This is a genomic window from Argonema antarcticum A004/B2 (genome assembly GCF_023333585.1).
Taxonomy (GTDB): domain Bacteria; phylum Cyanobacteriota; class Cyanobacteriia; order Cyanobacteriales; family Aerosakkonemataceae; genus Argonema; species Argonema antarcticum.
This window is the reverse complement of sequence record NZ_JAIQZN010000021.1, coordinates 1-20,878: the sequence shown is the minus strand read 5'-3', so window position 1 is coordinate 20,878 and position 20,878 is coordinate 1. Positions and strand designations below refer to the sequence as shown.

General features: G+C 44.9%; 12 protein-coding genes. 11 read left to right on the top strand and 1 reads right to left on the bottom strand.

Features of this window, described 5'->3' with window-relative positions; genetic code table 11:
- Positions 1–28: 28 nt before the first annotated feature.
- The gene (locus tag LAY57_RS11695) at positions 29–973 is read right to left on the bottom strand and encodes a COX15/CtaA family protein (RefSeq protein WP_249066686.1); all 945 of its coding nucleotides are present in this window, start codon (positions 971–973) and stop codon (positions 29–31) included.
- A gap of 737 nt (positions 974–1,710) precedes the next feature.
- Between LAY57_RS11695 and LAY57_RS11690 the strand changes: the two genes are divergently transcribed.
- The 11 genes from LAY57_RS11690 to LAY57_RS11640 all read left to right on the top strand — a co-directional run bounded on the left by LAY57_RS11690 (position 1,711) and on the right by LAY57_RS11640 (position 20,761).
- Positions 1,711–2,700, top strand: a complete 990-nt coding sequence (locus LAY57_RS11690; RefSeq protein ID WP_249066683.1) for a cytochrome c oxidase subunit II — start codon at positions 1,711–1,713, stop codon at positions 2,698–2,700.
- An 81-nt stretch (positions 2,701–2,781) separates the two neighbouring features.
- A complete protein-coding gene (ctaD, locus tag LAY57_RS11685) occupies positions 2,782–4,659 on the top strand; it encodes a cytochrome c oxidase subunit I (RefSeq protein ID WP_249066681.1) in 1,878 nt (625 codons plus the stop codon).
- 204 nt (positions 4,660–4,863) lie between these two features.
- Positions 4,864–5,490 (top strand): cytochrome c oxidase subunit 3, encoded by a 627-nt coding sequence (locus LAY57_RS11680; RefSeq protein ID WP_249066679.1) that lies wholly within the window; start codon positions 4,864–4,866, stop codon positions 5,488–5,490.
- A 180-nt stretch (positions 5,491–5,670) separates the two neighbouring features.
- Positions 5,671–6,963 (top strand): RNA-guided endonuclease InsQ/TnpB family protein, encoded by a 1,293-nt coding sequence (locus LAY57_RS11675; RefSeq protein WP_249066677.1) that lies wholly within the window; start codon positions 5,671–5,673, stop codon positions 6,961–6,963.
- Positions 6,964–7,240: 277 nt separating this feature from the next.
- Positions 7,241–9,913: a tyrosinase family protein gene (locus LAY57_RS11670; RefSeq protein WP_249066676.1), complete on the top strand. Its 2,673-nt coding sequence runs from the start codon at positions 7,241–7,243 to the stop codon at positions 9,911–9,913.
- A 334-nt stretch (positions 9,914–10,247) separates the two neighbouring features.
- Positions 10,248–11,390, top strand: a complete 1,143-nt coding sequence (locus tag LAY57_RS11665; protein ID WP_249066674.1) for a DUF262 domain-containing protein — start codon at positions 10,248–10,250, stop codon at positions 11,388–11,390.
- On the top strand, positions 11,387–12,496 hold the full coding sequence (locus tag LAY57_RS11660; RefSeq protein ID WP_249066672.1) for an AAA family ATPase: 1,110 nt from the start codon (positions 11,387–11,389) through the stop codon (positions 12,494–12,496). The genes LAY57_RS11665 and LAY57_RS11660 overlap by 4 nt, the downstream gene beginning before the upstream one ends.
- 3 nt (positions 12,497–12,499) lie before the next feature.
- A complete protein-coding gene (locus tag LAY57_RS11655) occupies positions 12,500–13,195 on the top strand; it encodes a hypothetical protein (protein WP_249066670.1) in 696 nt (231 codons plus the stop codon).
- 363 nt (positions 13,196–13,558) lie between these two features.
- Positions 13,559–14,527: a M48 family metalloprotease gene (locus tag LAY57_RS11650; protein WP_249066668.1), complete on the top strand. Its 969-nt coding sequence runs from the start codon at positions 13,559–13,561 to the stop codon at positions 14,525–14,527.
- 174 nt (positions 14,528–14,701) lie between these two features.
- Positions 14,702–16,303 (top strand): mucoidy inhibitor MuiA family protein, encoded by a 1,602-nt coding sequence (locus LAY57_RS11645; protein WP_249066663.1) that lies wholly within the window; start codon positions 14,702–14,704, stop codon positions 16,301–16,303.
- Between the two features lie 408 nt (positions 16,304–16,711).
- Positions 16,712–20,761, top strand: coding sequence for a multicopper oxidase domain-containing protein (locus LAY57_RS11640; RefSeq protein WP_249066660.1), 4,050 nt, complete (start codon positions 16,712–16,714; stop codon positions 20,759–20,761).
- Positions 20,762–20,878 lie beyond the last annotated feature (117 nt).

Here is a 20,878-nt window from a genome sequence, read left to right as displayed (position 1 = left end):
TCTTCCCCTAGCCCCTAACCCCTAGCCCCTAACCCCTAGCTATATTAGCTTGCGAAGGCGAGAAGCGGGGTGTACTTAATACATCGCGCCATGCCAAAACAGCGATCGCAACCAGCGATCCCAGTAATGTCGCTCCGACTGCTTGATGAGCTACTGTCAAAGGTTCCACCTGGAGATGCAGACGGAAAGTTGCCACACCAAGAGCAATTTGGCATACCAACAAGCCACCAGCAGTATTAGCCAGCAGCCGTAGAGTGGGATGCACTGCGGGTGTCCGCCATGTCATAATTAGCACAGCCAGAGTTGCCAAAGTAGGTGGAACGACACCGGCAATGTGGCTATTCATCACCAGACAGAGTTGAGACGCGCCAAAGCATTGGTGCAGAGCCCAGCGGGATGCCACCAGTCCACCCAAAATACTTTGCAGATAAACCAAGATAGCGGCACTTAAGCTTACAAGAGCTAACTTACGGGCTGTGCCGGTGCCTTCGTAGGGCAAAAGAGCCATGCCGATCGCAATTAAAGTGATAAAAAACAACAAAGCGCATCCCAGGTGAGCCGTTACAATGTCAAACCGCAACAATTGTGTAACGGTGAGTCCTCCCAAAACGCCTTGGAAAATTATCAAAAAGAATGCGAACGCGGACGCTAGAGGTAGCCAAGGCGGTGATTGACGCCGATACCACCACGACAAGCCAACCAGAGCGATCGCAGAAAGGCCAATTAAAGCCGCATCCAATCGGTGAAACCACTCCAAGAACACCTGAAGATTCATCTGCTGGCTGGGTACTAACTGACCGTAGCACAGGGGCCAGTCCGGGCAAGCCAATCCAGCATTCATCACCCGCGTAGCACTCCCCACTGCCATCAAAAGCAGCGTCGCTACGGCTATCTTCCAGACAAACCGACGGATAAAATCTACGGGGGCGGTAGCGTCCGTGCGAACATCCTGATGCAATACAGTGTCAGCCATTAGCTGTACCTTCGGGTTAATCACTTTCTAAGTGTTAAGCAAATTCTGAGCATCCGCTCATTTTGAGCCTAGCACCGCCAGAACTCAATGGTCGGCTCTAGCTAATAATGTAGCGATCGAATCCTGTTAAGCCCAAAACCTTTAGTTATTTTTTACTTCCCAAATATTTCCTTCTGTTGACTTACGCATTCGATTTTGCACCCCTAGATGTAGAGGCAATTCATGAATTACCCCTACATCTAGGGGTAAAAGCGCCAAAAAGCCTAAGTCATGCTTTTCTTGACTTTTTCCTAAAATATGAGACTACGGTAAGTTTTTTTTGTAACAAAAGTAACATATATCAAAGGTGTAAGAGACGAATATATAGCAACCACTCTCGTGGGTTAGAACGTTCTTAATTGCTGAAACCCTAGACCCTTCTTCCCTCTTCCCTCTTCCCTCTTCCCCTAGTCCCTAGCTATACAATGCGAGTGCAGCCGAATTGATATTAAAGGTTGAGTTCGGTAAAATCCACGCCTAAAGAAGCGATCCTGAAGAAATCTTGAAGAAATTCCTTGGGAAACCCCACCTTTATCAACCCCTGTTTTACCTTGGTAAGGGAATCAGTACTGAAAAACGGATAGCTTGTCTAAAATCAAGGCAGACGGACTTTTCGATGCTTGACAGGCCGACCCGCGTCTTGACATCAGCCAGCCTGGATGAAAAATCAAGCAGTTATGCAAGCAACCTAAATCGCCGTGAAAATCCCAAGTAACATCTCAACTCTAATCGCTGGTATTGTGCTGACCCTTGTCAGCCTCTGGTACGGCCAGAATCATGGCCTACTGCCAGTGGCAGCCTCAGAAGAAGCGCCTTTGGTAGACAATTTATTCAACCTGATGATGACCATCTCCACAGGTCTGTTTCTCATAGTTCAGGGCGTTATAATCTATTGCGTTATTAGATTTCGGAGGCGTCCGGGTGATATGACAGACGGGCCACCGACGCACGGTAACGTTCCCCTGGAAATTTTGTGGACAGCGATTCCCGCCATCATTGTGCTTGTGATTGGGGTCTACAGCTTTGAGGTTTACAATGCTATGGGCGGCTTAGATCCTATGGCCGGTCACGGTATGCAGGCTATGAAGATGCCCGGAGCTGCTCTAGCAGCCACCTTAGAAAGCGATACTACAGAAGCAACAGCACCCGATGGGCAAAATGCTCTCGGTATTGGTGCTTCCCCAGAAGAAAGCTCAGTCGCAGAAATGCAAATTAACGTAACTGGTTTGCAGTTTGCCTGGATTTTTAGCTATCCCGATAGTGGCGTTACTTCTGGCGAATTGCACGTCCCCGTCGGACGTCAAGTAAAACTAAACATCTCCGCCAATGACGTGATCCATTCCTTCTGGGTACCTGAATTCCGCCTGAAGCAAGATGCAATTCCAGGTAGTGAAACCCAACTGCAATTCACTCCCAAACTAGCTGGCACCTACTCTGTGATTTGTGCCGAACTCTGCGGTTCCTATCATGGCAGCATGAAAACGCAGGTCATAGTCCAGACACCAGCAGAATTTGATACCTGGATTCAAAGTCAGCAGGAAGTGGCAAGCTTCGATAACCTCGATCGGGCCGTGGCAGTAAACCCAGCCGAAATGTCAACTGCTAAATTTCTAGCTCCCTACGCAGCCGAAATGGGGATAAACTCTGATACTCTCAAGCAAATTCACCCATCTCATCACGAAATTTAGATTTTGGATTTCAGATTAAAGATTGAATTCCAAATCTTTAATCGGAAATCTCAAATTCAAAATCCCTAATCCAAAATTGCTATGACCACACAAGTACAGCTTGAAGAAACAGCTATATCGGCTGCCCACGGAGAAGAAACTGACAATAATTGGCGAAAATACTTTGGCTTTAGCACCGACCATAAAGTGATAGGGATTCAATACCTCGTCACCACATTTATTTTCTATCTCATTGGCGGTGCTTTAGCCTCTGCGGTTCGCACGGAACTCGCCACGCCAGATCCAGATTTTGTCAGCCCCGAACTCTACAACAGTTTGTTTACGATCCACGCCACAGTAATGATTTTCTTGTGGATTGTGCCTGCTGCCACTGGTGGATTTGGCAACTACCTGATCCCCTTGATGATCGGGGCGCGGGATATGGCGTTCCCACGATTGAATGCTGTTGCCTTTTGGATGATTCCCCCTGCTGGTATCTTGCTGTTGTCCAGTTTTTTCGTTGGCGCAGCAGGTGCAGGTTGGACATCTTATCCCCCTTTAAGCATCATCAGCGGCAAAGCGGGTGAGATGATTTGGATTCTCAGCGTCCTCCTGCTGGGAACCTCTTCAATTTTGGGTGCGGTGAACTTTTTAGTCACTCTCCTCAAAATGCGAATTCCCGGTATGAGTCTCAATCAGATGCCCTTATTTTGCTGGGCAATGTTATCAGCTTCGGCACTGATTTTGATCGCGACGCCAGTATTAGCAGGAGCTTTGATTCTGCTCAGTTTTGACCTCATAGCGGGTACAGCTTTCTTTAACCCGACTGGCGGGGGCAATCCGGTGGTTTACCAGCATATGTTCTGGTTTTATTCCCACCCGGCTGTTTACATCATGATTCTGCCGGTGTTTGGGATGATCTCGGAAATTCTGCCGATTTATTCCCGCAAGCCGATATTTGGTTATCGCGCGATCGCATATTCCAGCATAGCCATTAGTTTCTTGGGGCTGATTGTCTGGGCGCACCATATGTTCACCAGCGGCACCCCCGCTTGGTTGCGGATGTTCTTCATGATCGCCACAATGATCATTGCCGTACCCACCGGAATTAAGGTATTCAGCTGGTTAGCTACCGTCTGGGGTGGTAAACTGCGCCTCAACAGCGCCATGCTGTTTGCTTTGGGCTTTGTGTCAATGTTTGTGATCGGCGGTTTGAGCGGCATCATGGTAGCAGCAGTGCCCTTCGATATCCACGTTCACGATACTTACTTTATTGTCGCTCACCTCCACTACGTCTTGTTTGGTGGTAGTGTATTCGGTTTGTATGGCGGTTTATATCACTGGTTCCCCAAAATGACGGGGCGCATGATGAACGAAACATGGGGCCAAGTTCATTTTGCCCTGACGCTGATCGGCTTTAATATGTGCTTCATGCCCATGCACAAGCTGGGGATGGAAGGTATGCCTCGGCGCGTAGCAATGTATGACCCCAAATTTGCCGCCCTCAATATGGTTTGCACCATAGGTGCTTATATTCTGGCGGTTTCTACGATTCCCTTTATCATCAATGCTGTTTGGAGTTGGTTCCGTGGCCCCAAAGCTGCTGACAATCCCTGGCAAGCTTTGACTTTGGAATGGATGACTTCTTCACCGCCGCCAGTGGAGAATTTCTTTAAAGATCCGGTTTTAGCCACAGGGCCCTATGACTACGGTACGCGCACTCCTCTCAACATTCGGAAGCTTGTGGCTAACAAAGTTGCCGAAGCTAAAACGTCATCGGGAATTCCCTTAGAAAAGCTTCAAGCTTCAGACTTGTTTAGCACTCCCGGTTCTGTTTTTTCATCGGGATCTCAATCAAGTGTTGCTACTGAAACCCTTCAGGATGAAGATCCTATGTTGTCAGGAGGCACAAACTCGATCTTGCGGGCTAAACCAGATCCAGAATTTGCTGTCAATCCTGAAGACCGTAAAGAGGAGTAAGTCAAAAGTCAAAAGTCAAAAGTCAAAAGTCAAAAGAAATTACGAAGAATAAATTTTTTCTTTTGCCTTCCCCTAGCAATTTCAGATTAAAGAGTTGAAAATTTCAAATTGAAAATTGTCAATTCAAAATGAATTTTCAATTCTTTAATCTAAAATCTGAAATTTCCTCTAGCACTCAGCACTCAGCACTCAGCACTTAGTATCATGCAAAGTTCAACCGTCGATCCAGCTAAAACAGCCCTGAACTATCACGCTACTTCTGAGGCAGTTGCAGGCCATCATGGAGAACATCCCGATCACCGCATCTTCGGGGTGATTGTCTTCCTGATTGCCGAGGCAATGATCTTTTTAGGGTTATTTGCCGCCTATCTTACCTTCAGGTCTGTGGCACCGATATGGCCGCCGGAAGGAACGCCAGAACGAGAGTTATTGCTGCCAGGAATCAATACGCTGATTCTGATTTCCAGCAGTTTTGTGATCCATAAGGCGGATACCGCTATCAAAAAGAACGATGTGGCGGGTTTGCGAAATTGGTTTATCGCTACTGCCATTATGGGCGCAATTTTCTTGGCCGGTCAGGTTTATGAGTACGCCCATCTAGAATTCGGCCTCACAACTAACTTGTATGCCAGCACGTTTTATGTTTTGACTGGCTTTCACGGTCTGCACGTTTGTTTTGGGGTGCTGTTGATTTTGGGTGTGTTGTGGCGATCGCTCAAGAAAGGCCGCTACAGCAGCGAAAGCCATTTTGGTGTAGAAGCTGCGGAACTCTACTGGCACTTTGTCGATATCGTTTGGATCGTTCTTTTCCTGCTGCTTTATATTTTGTGAGCCAAGTTAACGTCTTTTTTGACAGAAAAACCCCCTGTTGGGGGTTTTTTATCTAATCCGCCTTTCATCCCTCGCCATATCTGATTGGCGGGGGATGAAAGGCGGGTTAAAATTGGGTACTCGATGTACCCAATTTTAACCAATCATGCTACTGTATTTATAGTCTGCGTTTTCTATAAAATGCTAGTTTACTCAGCAAAGCTAAAAGGAACAGAAGCCCAGTACCGCATCCTTGATGAGATGTTGCGGACTGGGCTTTTTGTACGGAATAAAGTTTTGCGATACTGGATGGATAATCCCGGCGTAAACGGCATGGACTTGAACAAATACTGCAAAGTTCTGGCTGACAATCCCGAATTGCCTTGGGTTAAAAAACTTAACTCAATGGCACGTCAAGCAATGGCGGAACGTGCTTGGATAGGGATCTCAAAATTCTTTGATAACTGCAAGAAAAAGATATCTGGTCAGAAAGGGTATCCCAAATTTAAACAGTTGCAGACCAGAGCATCAATTGAATACAAAACTTGTGGCTGGAAGTTGTCGGATGATAAAAGATACATCACTTTTACCGACAAATTCGGTGCAGGTACTTTTAAACTCTGGGGAACCAGAGATTTGCATTTCTACCAAATCAGTCAGATTAAACGAGTCAGAATAGTTCGTCGTTCTGATGGATATTATGTGCAGTTTTGCATTAATTACGAAAGGAAAGAAACTCATGAATTGACAGGCCGAATGCTAGGGCTAGATGTTGGGTTAAATTATTTCTATACGGATTCAGAGGGGAATCAAATAGAAAACCCTCGCTTTTTAAGGAAAGGTGAAAAGTCTCTCAAAAGAGCGCAGCGGCAACTTTCCAGGAAAAAGAAAGGGTCAAAAAATAGAAGTAAAGCCAAGAATCGGTTGGGGAGGAAACACCTAAAAGTTGAAAGGCAGCGTAAAGACTTTGTTGTGAAATTAGCAAGGTGCGTAATCCAGTCTAGTGACTTGGTAGCCATTGAAGACTTACAGGTGCGAAATTTGGTGAAGAATCATCATTTAGCTAAATCAATTAGCGATGCTTCTTGGTCGATGTTTAGACAATGGCTTGAATATTTCGGTCAGGTATTTGGAGTGCCAGTTGTGGCTGTCCCTCCTCAATATACATCGCAGGATTGTTCTAATTGCGGTGTGGTAGTTAAGAAAACCTTAAGCAATAGAACCCATCAATGCCCCGATTGTGGACATATTCAAGATCGAGATTGGAACGCGGCAATTAATATTCTCAATAAAGCGTTGTCAATCTTAAATAAAATGTTGAAAAATACCGTCGTGCAGACGGAAATTAACGCCTCTGGAGAGAACGACCTCTGTTTAGTTGGGGAAACTCAATTAAGTAAGCCGACTCGTAGAAAGAGGAAGCCCAAAGAGCAATCTTTGGAATCCCCCGCTATATTCGGTACTCCTTTCTTAGCGGTGGGAGGATGTCAATGAAACCAAGCTTTGTTAGTATAAATACTGTTGTCTTACTATTGGGTATTTAAACTTTCCATAAAGTTTACGTGGAAACACTAAGTTGATGGGCAAATAAATAACTGTATAGTGGCACGCGATCGATCGTTTGCAAAGAACTAATAACTGCTGAGAACTTTTTTAAGTCCAGTCAAGTCATTTCCAAGAGAATTTCTCCCTTGCTATTCACACCAAAGGGTCGCATCAGCTTAGAAAATATTGTGATTACCAACTTTGTTTAGAAGGATGCAATCCACTTATGGCGACAACGAACGATAACCTCTTATTACGGCAGGACGCCAAGACTCTCAGCAGTGCAGAAAAATCAGCATTTGTCAATGCAGTTAAAGGATTAAAAAACAGGCCATCTCAGTACCAAATCTTTGACCCTGTAACCAGAACAAACGTAACTCCACCGAATGCTTATGATTACTACGTGAGGTTGCATCAATTAGCTTTTGGCGAACTGAACTCTAGCGGACAGAGTTCTGGTGAAATGCCGCCAGTCCATTCCTCACCAGCATTTCTGCCGTGGCACCGGGAATTCTTGCGTAGGTTCGAGAATGATTTGCGATCGATCGATCCCAGCGTCAGCCTGCCATACTGGGACGCGACCAACTCGGACAGCACCCGCGCCGTCTTCAGCAACGACTTTATGGGTGCCCCTGGCAACTCCCAAGACAGTAACTTTGTGACTACAGGGCCATTCAGTGCGCCATCTTTTTCACTGCGAAATCAGCCTACGCAAACTCTAAACCAGCAGGGTATATGGACGCTGACGTTTAATTCTCCATCGTCTCTCAATCCAAACGGACAGGCACGTTTTCTTCAGCGCAGCAGCGGATCGAGACAAGACCCTTCAATGTTCGTGGGTACTGCTAACTTACCATTACCATCGGACATAGAGGCTGCTCTTAACCTACCCACATTCGATCGCTTCACTAGCGCACTGGAAGGTCGCCCCCACGGAAACCCCCACGTCTGGGTAGGTGGCGGGATGGGTTTGGCGACTTCCCCCAACGATCCGGTATTCTTCTTGCATCATGCCAACATCGATCGCCTCTGGACGGAGTGGATAGAACGCCACCAAAACGATCCTGGGTTCCGTCCTTATCTTCCGCCGGACACTGGTAACACTGGGATTGACATTAATGATCCCATGTATCAGTTTGGGAATGCCACTCCCGAACAGATGATTTCCATCCAGCAAATCGGTTATGTGTACGACACCACCGATCGGCCCCCTGTTGTAGAGGAACCCACTCTACCAACCATCTCGATCAACGATGTCTCGGTAGTAGAAGGTAACGTTCCCGCGAACTTTACTGTTAGCCTGTCAAAAGCTAGCGATCGAGTGGTGAGGGTAAATTATGCGATCGCAGACGATAGCGCCGACGGTAGCAGCACCTTCGATGCGATCTTAAATAGTAACCAAGAAGTACCGCCTACAAGCTCAAAGGCCAGCGGTTTCAGCTTGTTGGAACTGAACCGCGCCGGGGATGCGCTGAATTACAGAATCAAAGTTTCTGGTTTAGACTTTGGTTCCCTACTCGGCAAAGCTTCTCAAACCGCTGACACGACTGATGATGTCACTGGCGTTCATTTTCATGTGGGAGGGAAAGGCGCAAATGGTGCGATCGTTTTAGATATTTCCAAAGCTTCTCAAGATGCCGATGACTGGAACGCAACCATTAACTCAGATGGTTCCACAATTATCACTGGCGTTTGGGAATCAACCGATGCTGCCAATCAGCCTTTGAGTAATTTTACCTCCTCCCTCAAAGCAGCTACACCCGGAGATGATACCAAACTGTACTTAAACGTCCACACCACAGGATCTCCCGGTGGAATAATTCGCGGTCAAATCCTGGGCGAACGCCCCGACGGCACCGCCCCTGCCCTCAGCGGCCAGGTCGTGTTCAACCCCGGCCAAACCAAACAAACTGTCACCGTCAACGTTCTGGAAGACACTCAGCCAGAATTCGACGAGAATTTCTACATCAACCTCAGCAATCCGATCGGCGCTGAAATCGCTGACGCCCAAGGTGCGGCGACCATCAGAGATAACGATACTGTGGCTGGTGGCGGTACTAGCACCCCTCCCAAAGCAGGATCGACCCAATTTGGCACGCCAGGAAACGATAGCCTATCCGGTGGCAATGGCAATGACTCCATCTTTGCCGATAGCGGCGATGACTTGGTGTTTGGCGGAGACGGCAATGATTATCTTTCTGGCGGTAAAGGCAAAGACATTTTCTTCGGGGATGCTGGCGACGACCTCATTTTTGGTAACGAAGGCCAAGACACGATCTATGGTGGGGAAGGCAAGAATACCCTTTCTGGCGGCAAAGATGATGATGTAATTTACAGCGGTAGTGGTGAGGACTTCATCGTTGGAGACGATGGCAACGATCTGATCTTTGGCAAAGGCAAGGATTTCCTCGCTGGTAATAAAGGCAACGATACCATTGATGGCGGGGAAGGCAACAGTACGCTGTTCGGAGGTCAAAATAATGACATTCTCTACGGGGGATCTGGGGCGGACTTGCTGTATGGAGATAAAGGGACCGATCGCCTGGTTGGTGTTAACGCCAAGGCTACCAATCCTGGTTTGGGCGAAATAGATACTTTAGTTGGCGGTTTTGATAACGATCTCTTTATCTTGGGGGATACCATTAAGTTTTACTACAATGACGGCGATGATAGTAAATCTGGCACCACCGATTACGCTTTCATTCTCGATTTCAATGCCAGCGAGGATAGAATTGAGCTTCGCGGTTCATCTAATGGCTATGTGCTTGGTGGTTCCCCAAGCGGTTTACCAAGTGGAACGGCAATCTATCAGAAAACTCTCGGTCAGAATGAACTGATTGCTATTGTCCAAGGCTCTAATAATTTGAGTCTTGGAGGTGGTTACTTCAGTTTCATCTAATCGATTTTCGTTTTAGATAACAAAGCGCTTCAAATTCAGGCATGAGTTTGGGGCGTTTTGCTTTTGTTGGGCGGGGGGAATGCGATCGGGCTTCTTTCGTGTCCATCTGTCCAACGAGAGCGAGATAGTATAGCAACCGCCAAGGCAGTTAGGACGTTTTTAATTCCTGAAACCCTTGATTATAGCCCCTTCTTCCCCTAGTCCCTAGTCCCTAGCCCCTAGCTATAGTACAATAAGATCGGAACATCCCATAAAACCTTAGTTTGGTAATCTATTATCACTAAGCATTACCAGCAGGGGGCTGAACCGAATTTAAGGCTAAGGAGTATCCATCGTGACACAGCTAAATAATAAAAACGCAGAATTGCGTGAGGTAGATAATTTAGATGAAGAAGACAATGATGAAGAACAATACGAAAAAGCTACTTTTAGCTACGATCCTGAAAAGATTAACATTGTTACAAAGGAACCAACTATTGAGCAATTACTAAGACGACTTGATGAAGAAGCCCTTGATTTAGCACCTAATTTTCAACGTCAAGCGAATATATGGAATTTCGACGCTAAAAGCCGATTGATTGAGTCTATACTTATTCGGATTCCGCTACCAGCCTTTTACATAGATGCTACTAATGAAGATAATTGGTTGGTTGTAGATGGTTTACACCGGCTATCAGCCCTAAACCAATTTATCAACGATAAGAGCGACAAAAGACTTAGACTAAGTGGATTAGAATACCTAACTGAACTTAACGGCAAAACTTATGATGAATTAGAGCGTAGATACCAGCGCCGGATATTAGAAACTCAAGTTACAGTATATGCAATTGAAAAAGGCACGCCTATTGAAGTTAAGTACAATATTTTTAAAAGGATTAACACAGGCGGTGTACCTCTTTCACCTCAAGAACTACGCCATGCTCTCAATCCCCCTAAAGCAACCAAGTTTTTAGCTAAACTTGCAGAATCACCAGAATTTCGGAAAGTTATTAATCTAAGTGACTCACGCAACCAGCGGATGGACGATAGGGAATTTGTCCTTGGATTTTTAGCTTTTAAGCTAACTTCTTACAAAGAGTACAAAGATGAAAGTAGGGAGTCATTTTTAAGTAACGCTTTATTAAAAGCTAATAAGTTATCACCAGAAAGTTTAAGCGATATAAAAGTTGTTTTCAACAAAACAATGAATCATGCTTTGGAAATTTTTGGAGAAAATGCTTTTCGCAAAATGTCGAATAAAACCACAAAAAATTATCCTGTTAACAAATCATTGTTTGAAGCTTGGTCAGTTAATATTAGCTGTCTTAGCGAGCAAGAAATCAAAACATTAAAATCTAAAAATCAAGAATTAATCAAAAAATTTATTAATTGTGTAGATAATGACAAGGAATTTCTTGCATCTATATCTCAGGCAGCTAACAAGGTAGAGTATCGATTTAGGACAATTGAAAGGATAATTCAGGAAGTGCTGCAATGATAAATTCCCTACGCTTGATAAATTTCAAACCTTTTGAAAATCAATTGCTTGAATTTAGACCGCTAACCCTTTTTTCTGGCCTCAATAGTAGTGGTAAATCTTCCGTTCTTCAATCGTTACTTTTGCTGAGTCAATCTTACAAACAGGGTTTATTACCAAATATAGGCTTGGCGCTAAATGGTGAATTAGTTTGGATTGGTACGGCACAAGATGCTCTTTTCGAGGGAGCCAGTAAAGAAGAAATCGGTTTTGATATTATTTGGGAAAATGGCACAGAGGGAATATGGCGTTTTAACTACGATCGAGAAGTAGATGTATTGAATCTTGCCTCATCATCAATTCCCCAGGACGTTTATCAATTAAGCCTTTTCACTAATAAATTCCACTACCTTAAAGCCGAACGGATAGGGCCACGAACTTTTAATGAAATGTCAGATTATCAAGTGCAACGACTTGAGCAAATTGGCACTAGAGGTGAGTATACTGCACACTTCCTTTCAATTTATGGAGATAAAGATATTCCCAATCCTAATCTAAGCCATCCAAAAGCAAAGTCATCGAAGTTGGTTAACCAAGTCGAAGCATGGATAGGAGAAGTCAGTCCAGGTACACGCCTGAAAATTGCTTCAAAGCCAGATATAGATCTAATGAGTTTTCAATATTCTTATGGAGATAGTAACCCTTATCGTGCAACCAATGTTGGGTTTGGAATTAGCTACACTTTACCAATTATTGTAGCGGTGCTTGCATCCTATCCCGAAACGCTAATTATAATTGAAAATCCAGAAGCTCATTTACATCCGAAAGGGCAAGCAAAAATGGGTGAGTTGCTGGCGCTTGCAGCTAGTTGTGGCGTTCAGATTGTGATAGAAACTCATAGCGATCATGTTCTAAATGGGATTCGTCTTGCTGTTCATGGCGGAAAACTTGACCCCAAAGATGTCCAGTTGCACTTCTGCCAGCGACAAGAGAAAGAAAGACAAATTGTAACTGAAGTATTATCACCACGGATCGATCGCAACGGACGCCTTGATCAATGGCCAGAAGGATTTTTCGATGAGTGGGATAAGAGTTTGGAGGCTTTATTAGGGCCAGCCGGAGAGTAAAAAATGGATTTGGAAATGGTATTTAATGAACTCTCCTTAAGAACTCCTGCTGCTGATATTCCAACAGCCCGAAAATTGATGTCAGATTTAATCAACACTGTACTTACAGCAACAAATCAGGGCGTCAAAAGAGTCATTCGCACTCAAAGCGATCTTAATAATATGCTACTTGCACCTAGCTATCCTCTGAGTCGCTGGCGAAACGACAATGAAGTACAGAGAGAAGAACGTAGTTTTTTTATAACTCTTACCAGTAAAGCTCCATTTTTGATTGATATTACCGATCCTGATATTGAAAACAGCATTAATTTATCTGATTTTAAGCATCAGGGAGAACAAGCAAGTGGACTTGGCCATGCTTTTTTGCTTGATGCACTCGCGATGAGTGTGAAATCAGAGCCTCGATGGGATTGCAGTCGCTTAGAATTGGAAGTGACGCGACTTGATGAAAATGGAGATATCGTCGATGAAATTGTGGAGGTTATTCACGCCAGCAGTAGCAATCATGTACATGAAAATCATGTTCGGATAAAAAACCGTATTCGTACCAAAATTATTGACGGATTAGATCTGTGGAATCGGAAAGAAGACTTATTTTCTAGCTTAGAATTTTGCGAGGATGTGGGGAAACAAATGCCAAGCCTTGCTACTGGAAACCCAACGCTGCAACAGATTATAAAGCGGTTATCTGAACTATAAGATTACTGTAAAAGTTGGAAAACCGGAGCTTTTAATTATGACAATCTTCCTTGCAAAGTATCTCCAGAAAGTGAAACAAGACTCCAGCAGTTTGAACAAGAACTAACCATTAAGTGTCCTGATGGCGTGAAGCGAGTGTTCAGTTTGCACGTCCGCATGACGCCTGGAGCTTGGCGGCTTCATTTTTCTGTAGAATTAGGGCCTGGAAAGATAATTATTGGATATATCGGCCCTAAAATTCAATAATTTCAATAGTTGAGTAGAAAATTGCGATCGCGATTATAAGCTCCCCACAGTGCGATCGCACTCTTCCCTACACGATAATAAATATAGGTTTTCCCTATACCAACCAGAACCCCCACCATGCCGACTTATAAAGGAATCTCCAGCGAAGCCTTCCGCCATCCGCTCGATCGCGAAGCCGAGGAAACGTTACGCAGCTTACCAGGTTTCGATCTCGCCGCCCGCAAATTTGTAGAATTCTTCGCGGAACGCCCTCAATTCATCTATAATATGGGCAACAGCATTGAAGTTGGCCCCCGTCAGTATTCGACAATTTATCAAATATTTCGCGAATCTTTACGGGATCTAGATATTTACCCAGAACCATCTTTGTTTGTCAGTCAGTATCCCGTATCCAATGCTTATGCGATGGGACAAGAACGTCCCTCGATCGTACTAAATTCTGCTCTGTTAGATTTAATGAGCGAAGCTGAATTGCGAGCGGTTATAGCCCATGAATTAGGACATATTAAATGCGGTCACACCACTCTATCTCAGATGGGAATTTGGGCGATCGCTACGGTATCTTTTCTCGGTGATTTAACTCTTGGTTTAGGCAATATCATCGGCAGAGGTTTAATTTATGCCTTTTATGAATGGAAGCGACGTTCTGAATTATCGGCGGATCGAGCCGCTTTATTGGTGATGGATGACATCAATCCAGTCTTGCGATCGATGATGAAGCTTGCTGGCGGGAGTGCCAAGTATAACAATGAATGCAGTTTGGATGAATTTATCCGTCAATCCGAAAAATATCAAGACCTCGATCAAGACGGATTGAATCAAGTGTATAAATTTCTCCTTTATAATAACTTTGCTCAAGGGGTATTCTTAAGTCATCCCTTTTTGGTAGAACGCATTAGTCACATCCGCCAGTGGTCACTTTCAGAAGAATATCGCCAAGTCCGCAACGGCAATTATCAACACTCAGCCGCTGAGGGATCTGTTGACGTTCAATCAGAAACGCCAGACAATCAAGTAGACGAATTGCGCCGCCAAATTGAAGAATTGCAACGAGAAATCGATCGCTATAAAAGAAAGCCTGAGTAAACAACCTCACCCCCCTAACCCCCCTCTCCGACCTCGGAGAGGGGGGAAGAAATACTCCCCTCCCTGTTGCGGGGAGGGGAGGGGGCAAGGGGGTGGGGTTCCACTGTCCCGGCTTAGAGTGGTAGCCGTTTAATCTTCAATGCTATGAACAATGAACCACGAACTAAATGACTAATGACTACTCAGATCATCAATACACGCATTTCAGAAGTAACCATCTACGCCAACCAAGCACTGGTCACTAGGCGCGGCACAGTGGCGCTGACTGGTGAGGAAAAAGAATTAATAATTGCTGGATTGCCATTAACTATCCAAACCGATTCAGTTAGGGTTAGAGGTGCAGGTAAGTTAGCGGTGCGATTATTAGGAGTGCGGACAGAAACTATATTTGCTACTGAAGCATTTGCAGAGAAAATATCACTGCTAAGTAGACAAATTCGCCAGTTTGAGTTGCAAAAACGCAGTATTCAAGATCAATTGGAAGCTGCACAATTGCAACGAAATTTCGTACAAGGTTTAAGTGAAAAGTCATTAGAAGGCTTTTCGGGATTACTCGCACCCGCACAGATAAACCTGGATGAGATTGGGGAGTTACTGAAGTTTTTGGGACAGCAGTACGGAGAGTATGCGAATGCGATCGCATTGCGAGAAAGGCAGGTACGCGACTTAGACAAACAATTAGAAATACTTCGCCAACAACTCAAGCAGATCCAGCTATCCCCTTGCAAAGAAAGTTATACCAGTCATAGCGTTATCGTCGCGATCGGGCCTGCGGGTGCAGGAGATTTTGAGCTAGAAGTGTCATACCTGGTAAGTCGCGCTGGATGGACTCCGCTTTACGACTTGCGAACTAGCAGTAATAGCGATCGCATGAATATTTCCCTGCTAGCCGAAATTAGGCAAAAAACCGGCGAAGATTGGACAGGAGTCAAACTTACCCTTTCCACAGCCAAACCAACATCAAATACCCTACCTCCCAAACTTGAACCCTGGTATGTTAGCGGTCGAAAAAATAATCAGCTTCCTCAGTTTGTTTCCCAAGTTGATGATGATTTCGCTGAATTAGAAGCTTTACTAGCAGACGAAAACGACACAACCAAGAAACAAGATTTCCTATCAGCACAAAAGGTAGTCGGACAAGGCTATAAATCTGACACTGAGGTCACCTTACGCCTAGATCGAGACAGCGATATTTCCAGTAATGGTGCTACCCATAAAGTAATAATTTTTAGCAGCGATTATCCTTGTCGAATTGAATATGTTTCAGTACCAAGATTAATTACTTTCGCCTACCTTGAAGCAACCGTTACGAATAACTCCAATGGTGTAACTTTGCTACCCGGTAAAGGTAACATTTTTCGCAATAACACTCTTGTTGGCACTACCCAGCTAGAAAACATTGCACCGAGTCAGCAGTTTAAACTAAACTTAGGCATTGACGAAAGTCTAAAAATCGATCGCGATTTGGTGGAGCGCGAAGTACAATTGATCGGTAACTATCGCCGCACGACTTATACTTATAGGCTGGCGATCGCCAACTTACGCGCTCAAAAGACCACTCTGAGACTGATCGAACAACTTCCAGTCAGCCGCGAGGAGCAAATTAAAGTACATTTACTCAGCACTCGTCCAGAAATCCATCTGGGTGAGATGGGTCAGTTAGAATGGTTAATTACGCTCCCACGCCAATCTAAACGCCAGCGCAAAAAGGAAATATATTATCAGTTCGCCATTGAGCATCCTGCTGAGATAACTGTAATGAGCTTGGATATCTAAGACGGCAATAAAAAATAGATTGAGCGCGAATTTGTGTGTGCGATCGGTCCTAGACACGATATCGATGTTCTAGCTATAGGATGTAACGATTAGCATCAGCAGTTGCCATCCACCCAAAGACTTAGCTATTATATTGTCGAACAGTAATAACTTATTCTACATTTAACTTGCATAGTCAACCCAGCCAAAACCCTTGCTAATAGCAAGCTGTTCATTTTTGAATTGTGAATTTTCAATGGCTTATTTATAGGCCGTGGGATTCGCTACACCACGCAGTATACCCATTACCAAATGGGGCTGTTTTGTCAAGATTGTCAGGGAATATCGAGCTTGATGTAAAGAAAATTTACACAGCGCAACAAAACCACAACAAACTTAAATCAAATTTTGCTAAGAGGCAACTAAATCATGGCTTCTCAACTCACCAATGCTTACGTTATTGGAGCAACCAACTTTCAAAATTGGAGTCAAGGTTTCGATCCAAACGGTTATTTACGAGTCTTACCTCACCCCGATCTGAAGATTCCCTTCAAAGACCCTTTTGAAGATTGGCAGGCAGGTCGTCCGGGAAATTACATTTCAAGTTGGGGGCCCCAAAAGGAATTAAACGCCACCCTAACCATGCAAAATCTGGCTCAGGTGAAAATCGATGGCTTGGGAATTCTTAAAGCAGGAGATGGCATAATTCCCTGGCTAAACAACAAGAAAACTCCCTATGAGAATCTCAGAGCCTATAACGGCACGATCCCCGGCCCAATGCTCATTACAGAGCCAGGGGACACGCTTAATATCAAGCTCCAAAATGACTTAAATAAAGACCCCGAAAACGATGTATCGAACTTACATACTCACGGACTCCACGTATCGCCTATGGGGCATGGCGATAATGTTTTGCACGTGGTCAACCCAGGAGAAACCTGGCCTATCAGTATCGACATTCCCGACAACCATTTTATCGGACTCGACTGGTATCACCCCCACCTGCACGGAGTAACAAACGAACAAGTTGGCTCAGGATTGGGCGGTCAATTGCTGGTGACAACTCCTTATAATTTGCCAGATATAGACAAATTCAATCCAAAAGAAAGACCCTTCCATTTCATGGCGATTAATACTTTTGGACTCCAGCAAGTTAATCGCCAAGGAAAAGCAGGAGATCCATTAAATCAAGACCCTACAAAAGCGGTTCCTGCGGGTACACCACTAGAAGTTTTAGGAAATGAGAATGGCGAGAATATTTACGAACTGTCTGACGCCCCTTTTATGGGTTATAACGCCAAACCCATACCCTACGATCCCACGCAACCAACAGGCAATCCCGGTGTAGGTCTGTTTGAATATGGCGGTGGGCCATTGGCAGAACCTGTAGAAAATGTGATTCACACCATTAACGGTCAATACAACCCCACCCTTGACCTTAAAACTGGTGAATGGAATGTGTTTACCTTCACCAACATGAATAGTAACGCTTTCCACGTCATTCAATTAGTAAAAGATGACGGGCAAAATCTCACACCCGAACAGATGTCGCTGATAGCTCTTGATGGGGATGCTTCTGGGGTAGTAAGTTCTAACCAAAGAGACGTATCGGAACTTCCACTCCTAAGTCCAGGGGCAAGAGTATCTTTTCAATACTGGTTTGACCAGCCAGGAACCTATTACATTTTGTCCAATGGAACAGAAGAGATTATGGGGAATAATGCCCCATCGTTAATTAAAAACCAAAAGGCAATTGATGGTACAAACTCCGAAGGATTTAACGACGGTCATTTGATTTGGGGGTCGCAAGTGCTGGCAACCGTTCAAGTGACGGGTAATCCCGTGCCGAAAGGCCCAGCGCCTCTACCTTATGATATTTTAATAGAGCAAGCGCAAGAAATTGACGAACGGATTGCAGCAGCAAAGGACGGTCAATCCGATCGCAACCGTACATATCTCTGGTCAGCCAATATTGGCGGGGCGTTTGAAGCACCTCCAGATGGGCCGCCCGATGACGCGGAGGTAGATACATTCCAGGGAACTTACGGCATCAACGGATATTATTTTTCCGAAAAATTCGGCGAGAGCATGGTTCCACTCGCCATGCCAATGTTAGGCACAACCGAGATCTGGACGATCCAAAATTCTTCCGGTCAGAGCAATCCGAACCTAGCAAAAGATACTCCACTGCTGGAATGGCATCCCTTCCACATTCACCAGAATGATTTCACAGTTCTAGAAATCAATGGCACTCCTGTTGACCAGCTAAAGAACTCATACCTCAGTGGTGTCTTGAGCGATACGATCGCCCTATCCCCCACCTACATCCCTGGAAGCGCCACTCCAGATAACCCATACGGCGACATCCAATTTAATGGCGACGTTTCGGAAGTCAAAACTTTGATGAGTTTCGAGGACTTCCCCGGCACCTTTGTAAATCACTGTCATATTCTCTTCCACGAAGACGCAGGGATGATGGCACCTGTTCGCGTGATCCTGAATACAAAAGATACCTGGATAGGTTTAGCCTCTCAAGGTAAATCCAACGGTGAGGTACAGTTGCACAGGGCGAACAACCTGCAACAAAGTATCAGCCTGAAACCCTATGGAGAAGCTTTCAACGGAACAGTAGACATTGCCATTGGAGATGTGAATTACAAGCAAAAGGCTGGTGATAGTAACGACAACCAGAACGTCACAGATAATGTCACAGATGTCATCACCGTGCAGTCTACCTTGGACAGCAGTAATAATAAGTTCATCGTCAAAGTATTTGATGGCAAGACGCTGATCGATGAGCAGGAAAAAGGCATCCAGCAATTTAACGGTCAGACAAAAGATTTGCTGATTGCTGAGATAAATCCTTTCAACAACGTCACGCTCTCACCTAATGCCAAAGCATCTGTAGCAGCGGGTGACATCAATGGCGATGGCTACTCCGATATCCTCGTTGGCGTTGGTGGTGGCACACAGCCTTTAATTGAGGTTTACAGTGGTAAGGATTATCAACTGCTCACTCGCATTAACCCATTTGGAGCGGAAAAACAGTTCAATGGCACAATCAACCTCGCCGCTGGAGATGTTGATGGTGATAACTTTGACGACATTATTGTTGGACAAGGGGCGGGTGGACGAGGATTAGTTGAAGTTTACAGCGGTCTGTTAATTGATAGTAAAGGTAACCTAAAAGGCGACGAGACAGCAAATAATACCGCACTACTATCTAAAACTTTCCAACCTTACGGCTCCTCCTATAACGGTGAAGTTGAGGTGACATCTGGTTATGTACTCCAAAGACCAGACAGTCGAAACGATCAGCCGATCCAAACCTACCGTGCCAATATCACTACTTTGGCAACTGGCAATGTACCTGATGGTAATAAGGCACTCAAGGTGTTTACCTACGTTGCAGGGGGGCATAATACCGCAGCTGGAAGTTCCGATTCAGAACATGGAGGAATGAGTGAAGATGCAGGAATGAGTGAAGAGGTTCATCTAGATGTAGAGTTTACCCCTAATAGCAATCTAGAAGAAATTGTCGGAACCTTTGCTAATATTCCTGGCTTATCTGGGGGTGAACCCGTTCTGTTTGGCCTCAATTCTGCTGGGAAAGCTGAGTTAATTCGATTGCAAGAAAGAAACATCGCTCAATCGATCGCTATTTCTGCCGGTCTTCCTCTTCAAACCTCTGGCAATGACCTAATTTATGGGGATAGCGGTAATAACGACTTAAGGGGCGATCTGGGTAACGACTCCGTATATGGTCTCAATGAAAATGACCAGATTAACGGTAACCAAGGCAACGATATGGTCTCTGGCGGTGATGCTCAAGATACCATACGCGGTGGTAAGGATGATGACATCGTTTTCGGCAATCAAGGCCGGGATATGTGTTACGGCGATCAGGGCAACGATACCATACGCGGTGGTAAAGATAATGACCTGGTTTTTGGCAATTTAGGTCAGGATATACTTTACGGCGATCTGGGTAATGATACGGTACGCGGCGGTAAAGATGATGACCTGGTTTTTGGTAATCAAGGTCAGGATGTTCTTTACGGCGATCTGGGTAATGATACGGTACGCGGCGGTAAAGATAATGACCTACTTTTTGGTAATCAAGGTCAGGATGTACTTTACGGCGATGATGGGGATGATAGTCTCTATGGTGGCAAAGACAACGATACTCTGATTGGGGGAAGTGGGAATGATTGGCTCAGCGGCGATCTGGGCAATGATATTTTGACGGGTGGAGATGGAAGCGATCGCTTTATCCTAGCATCCGGCAACGGCACCGACACTATCCTCGATTTTCAAGATGGCAAAGATATGCTAGTTTTAGCCAACGGCTTAACTTTTGCTCAGCTTACCATCACCCAAAACAACAGCGCGACTGTTATCAGTATCGGCAATACTGAAGTATTGGCATCTCTGAGTGGCATACAAGCCAATCTGATCGGAGTTCAGGATTTCATGTAATAACTAAAGTTGCTAGTTACTTGCTTTCTGGGTACGTTGTTGCGCTTTAGCGCTCTTAATTACAACTGGGATAAGAGCGCTTTAGCGCAACAACGTACCTAATACCAGCCTCAACTA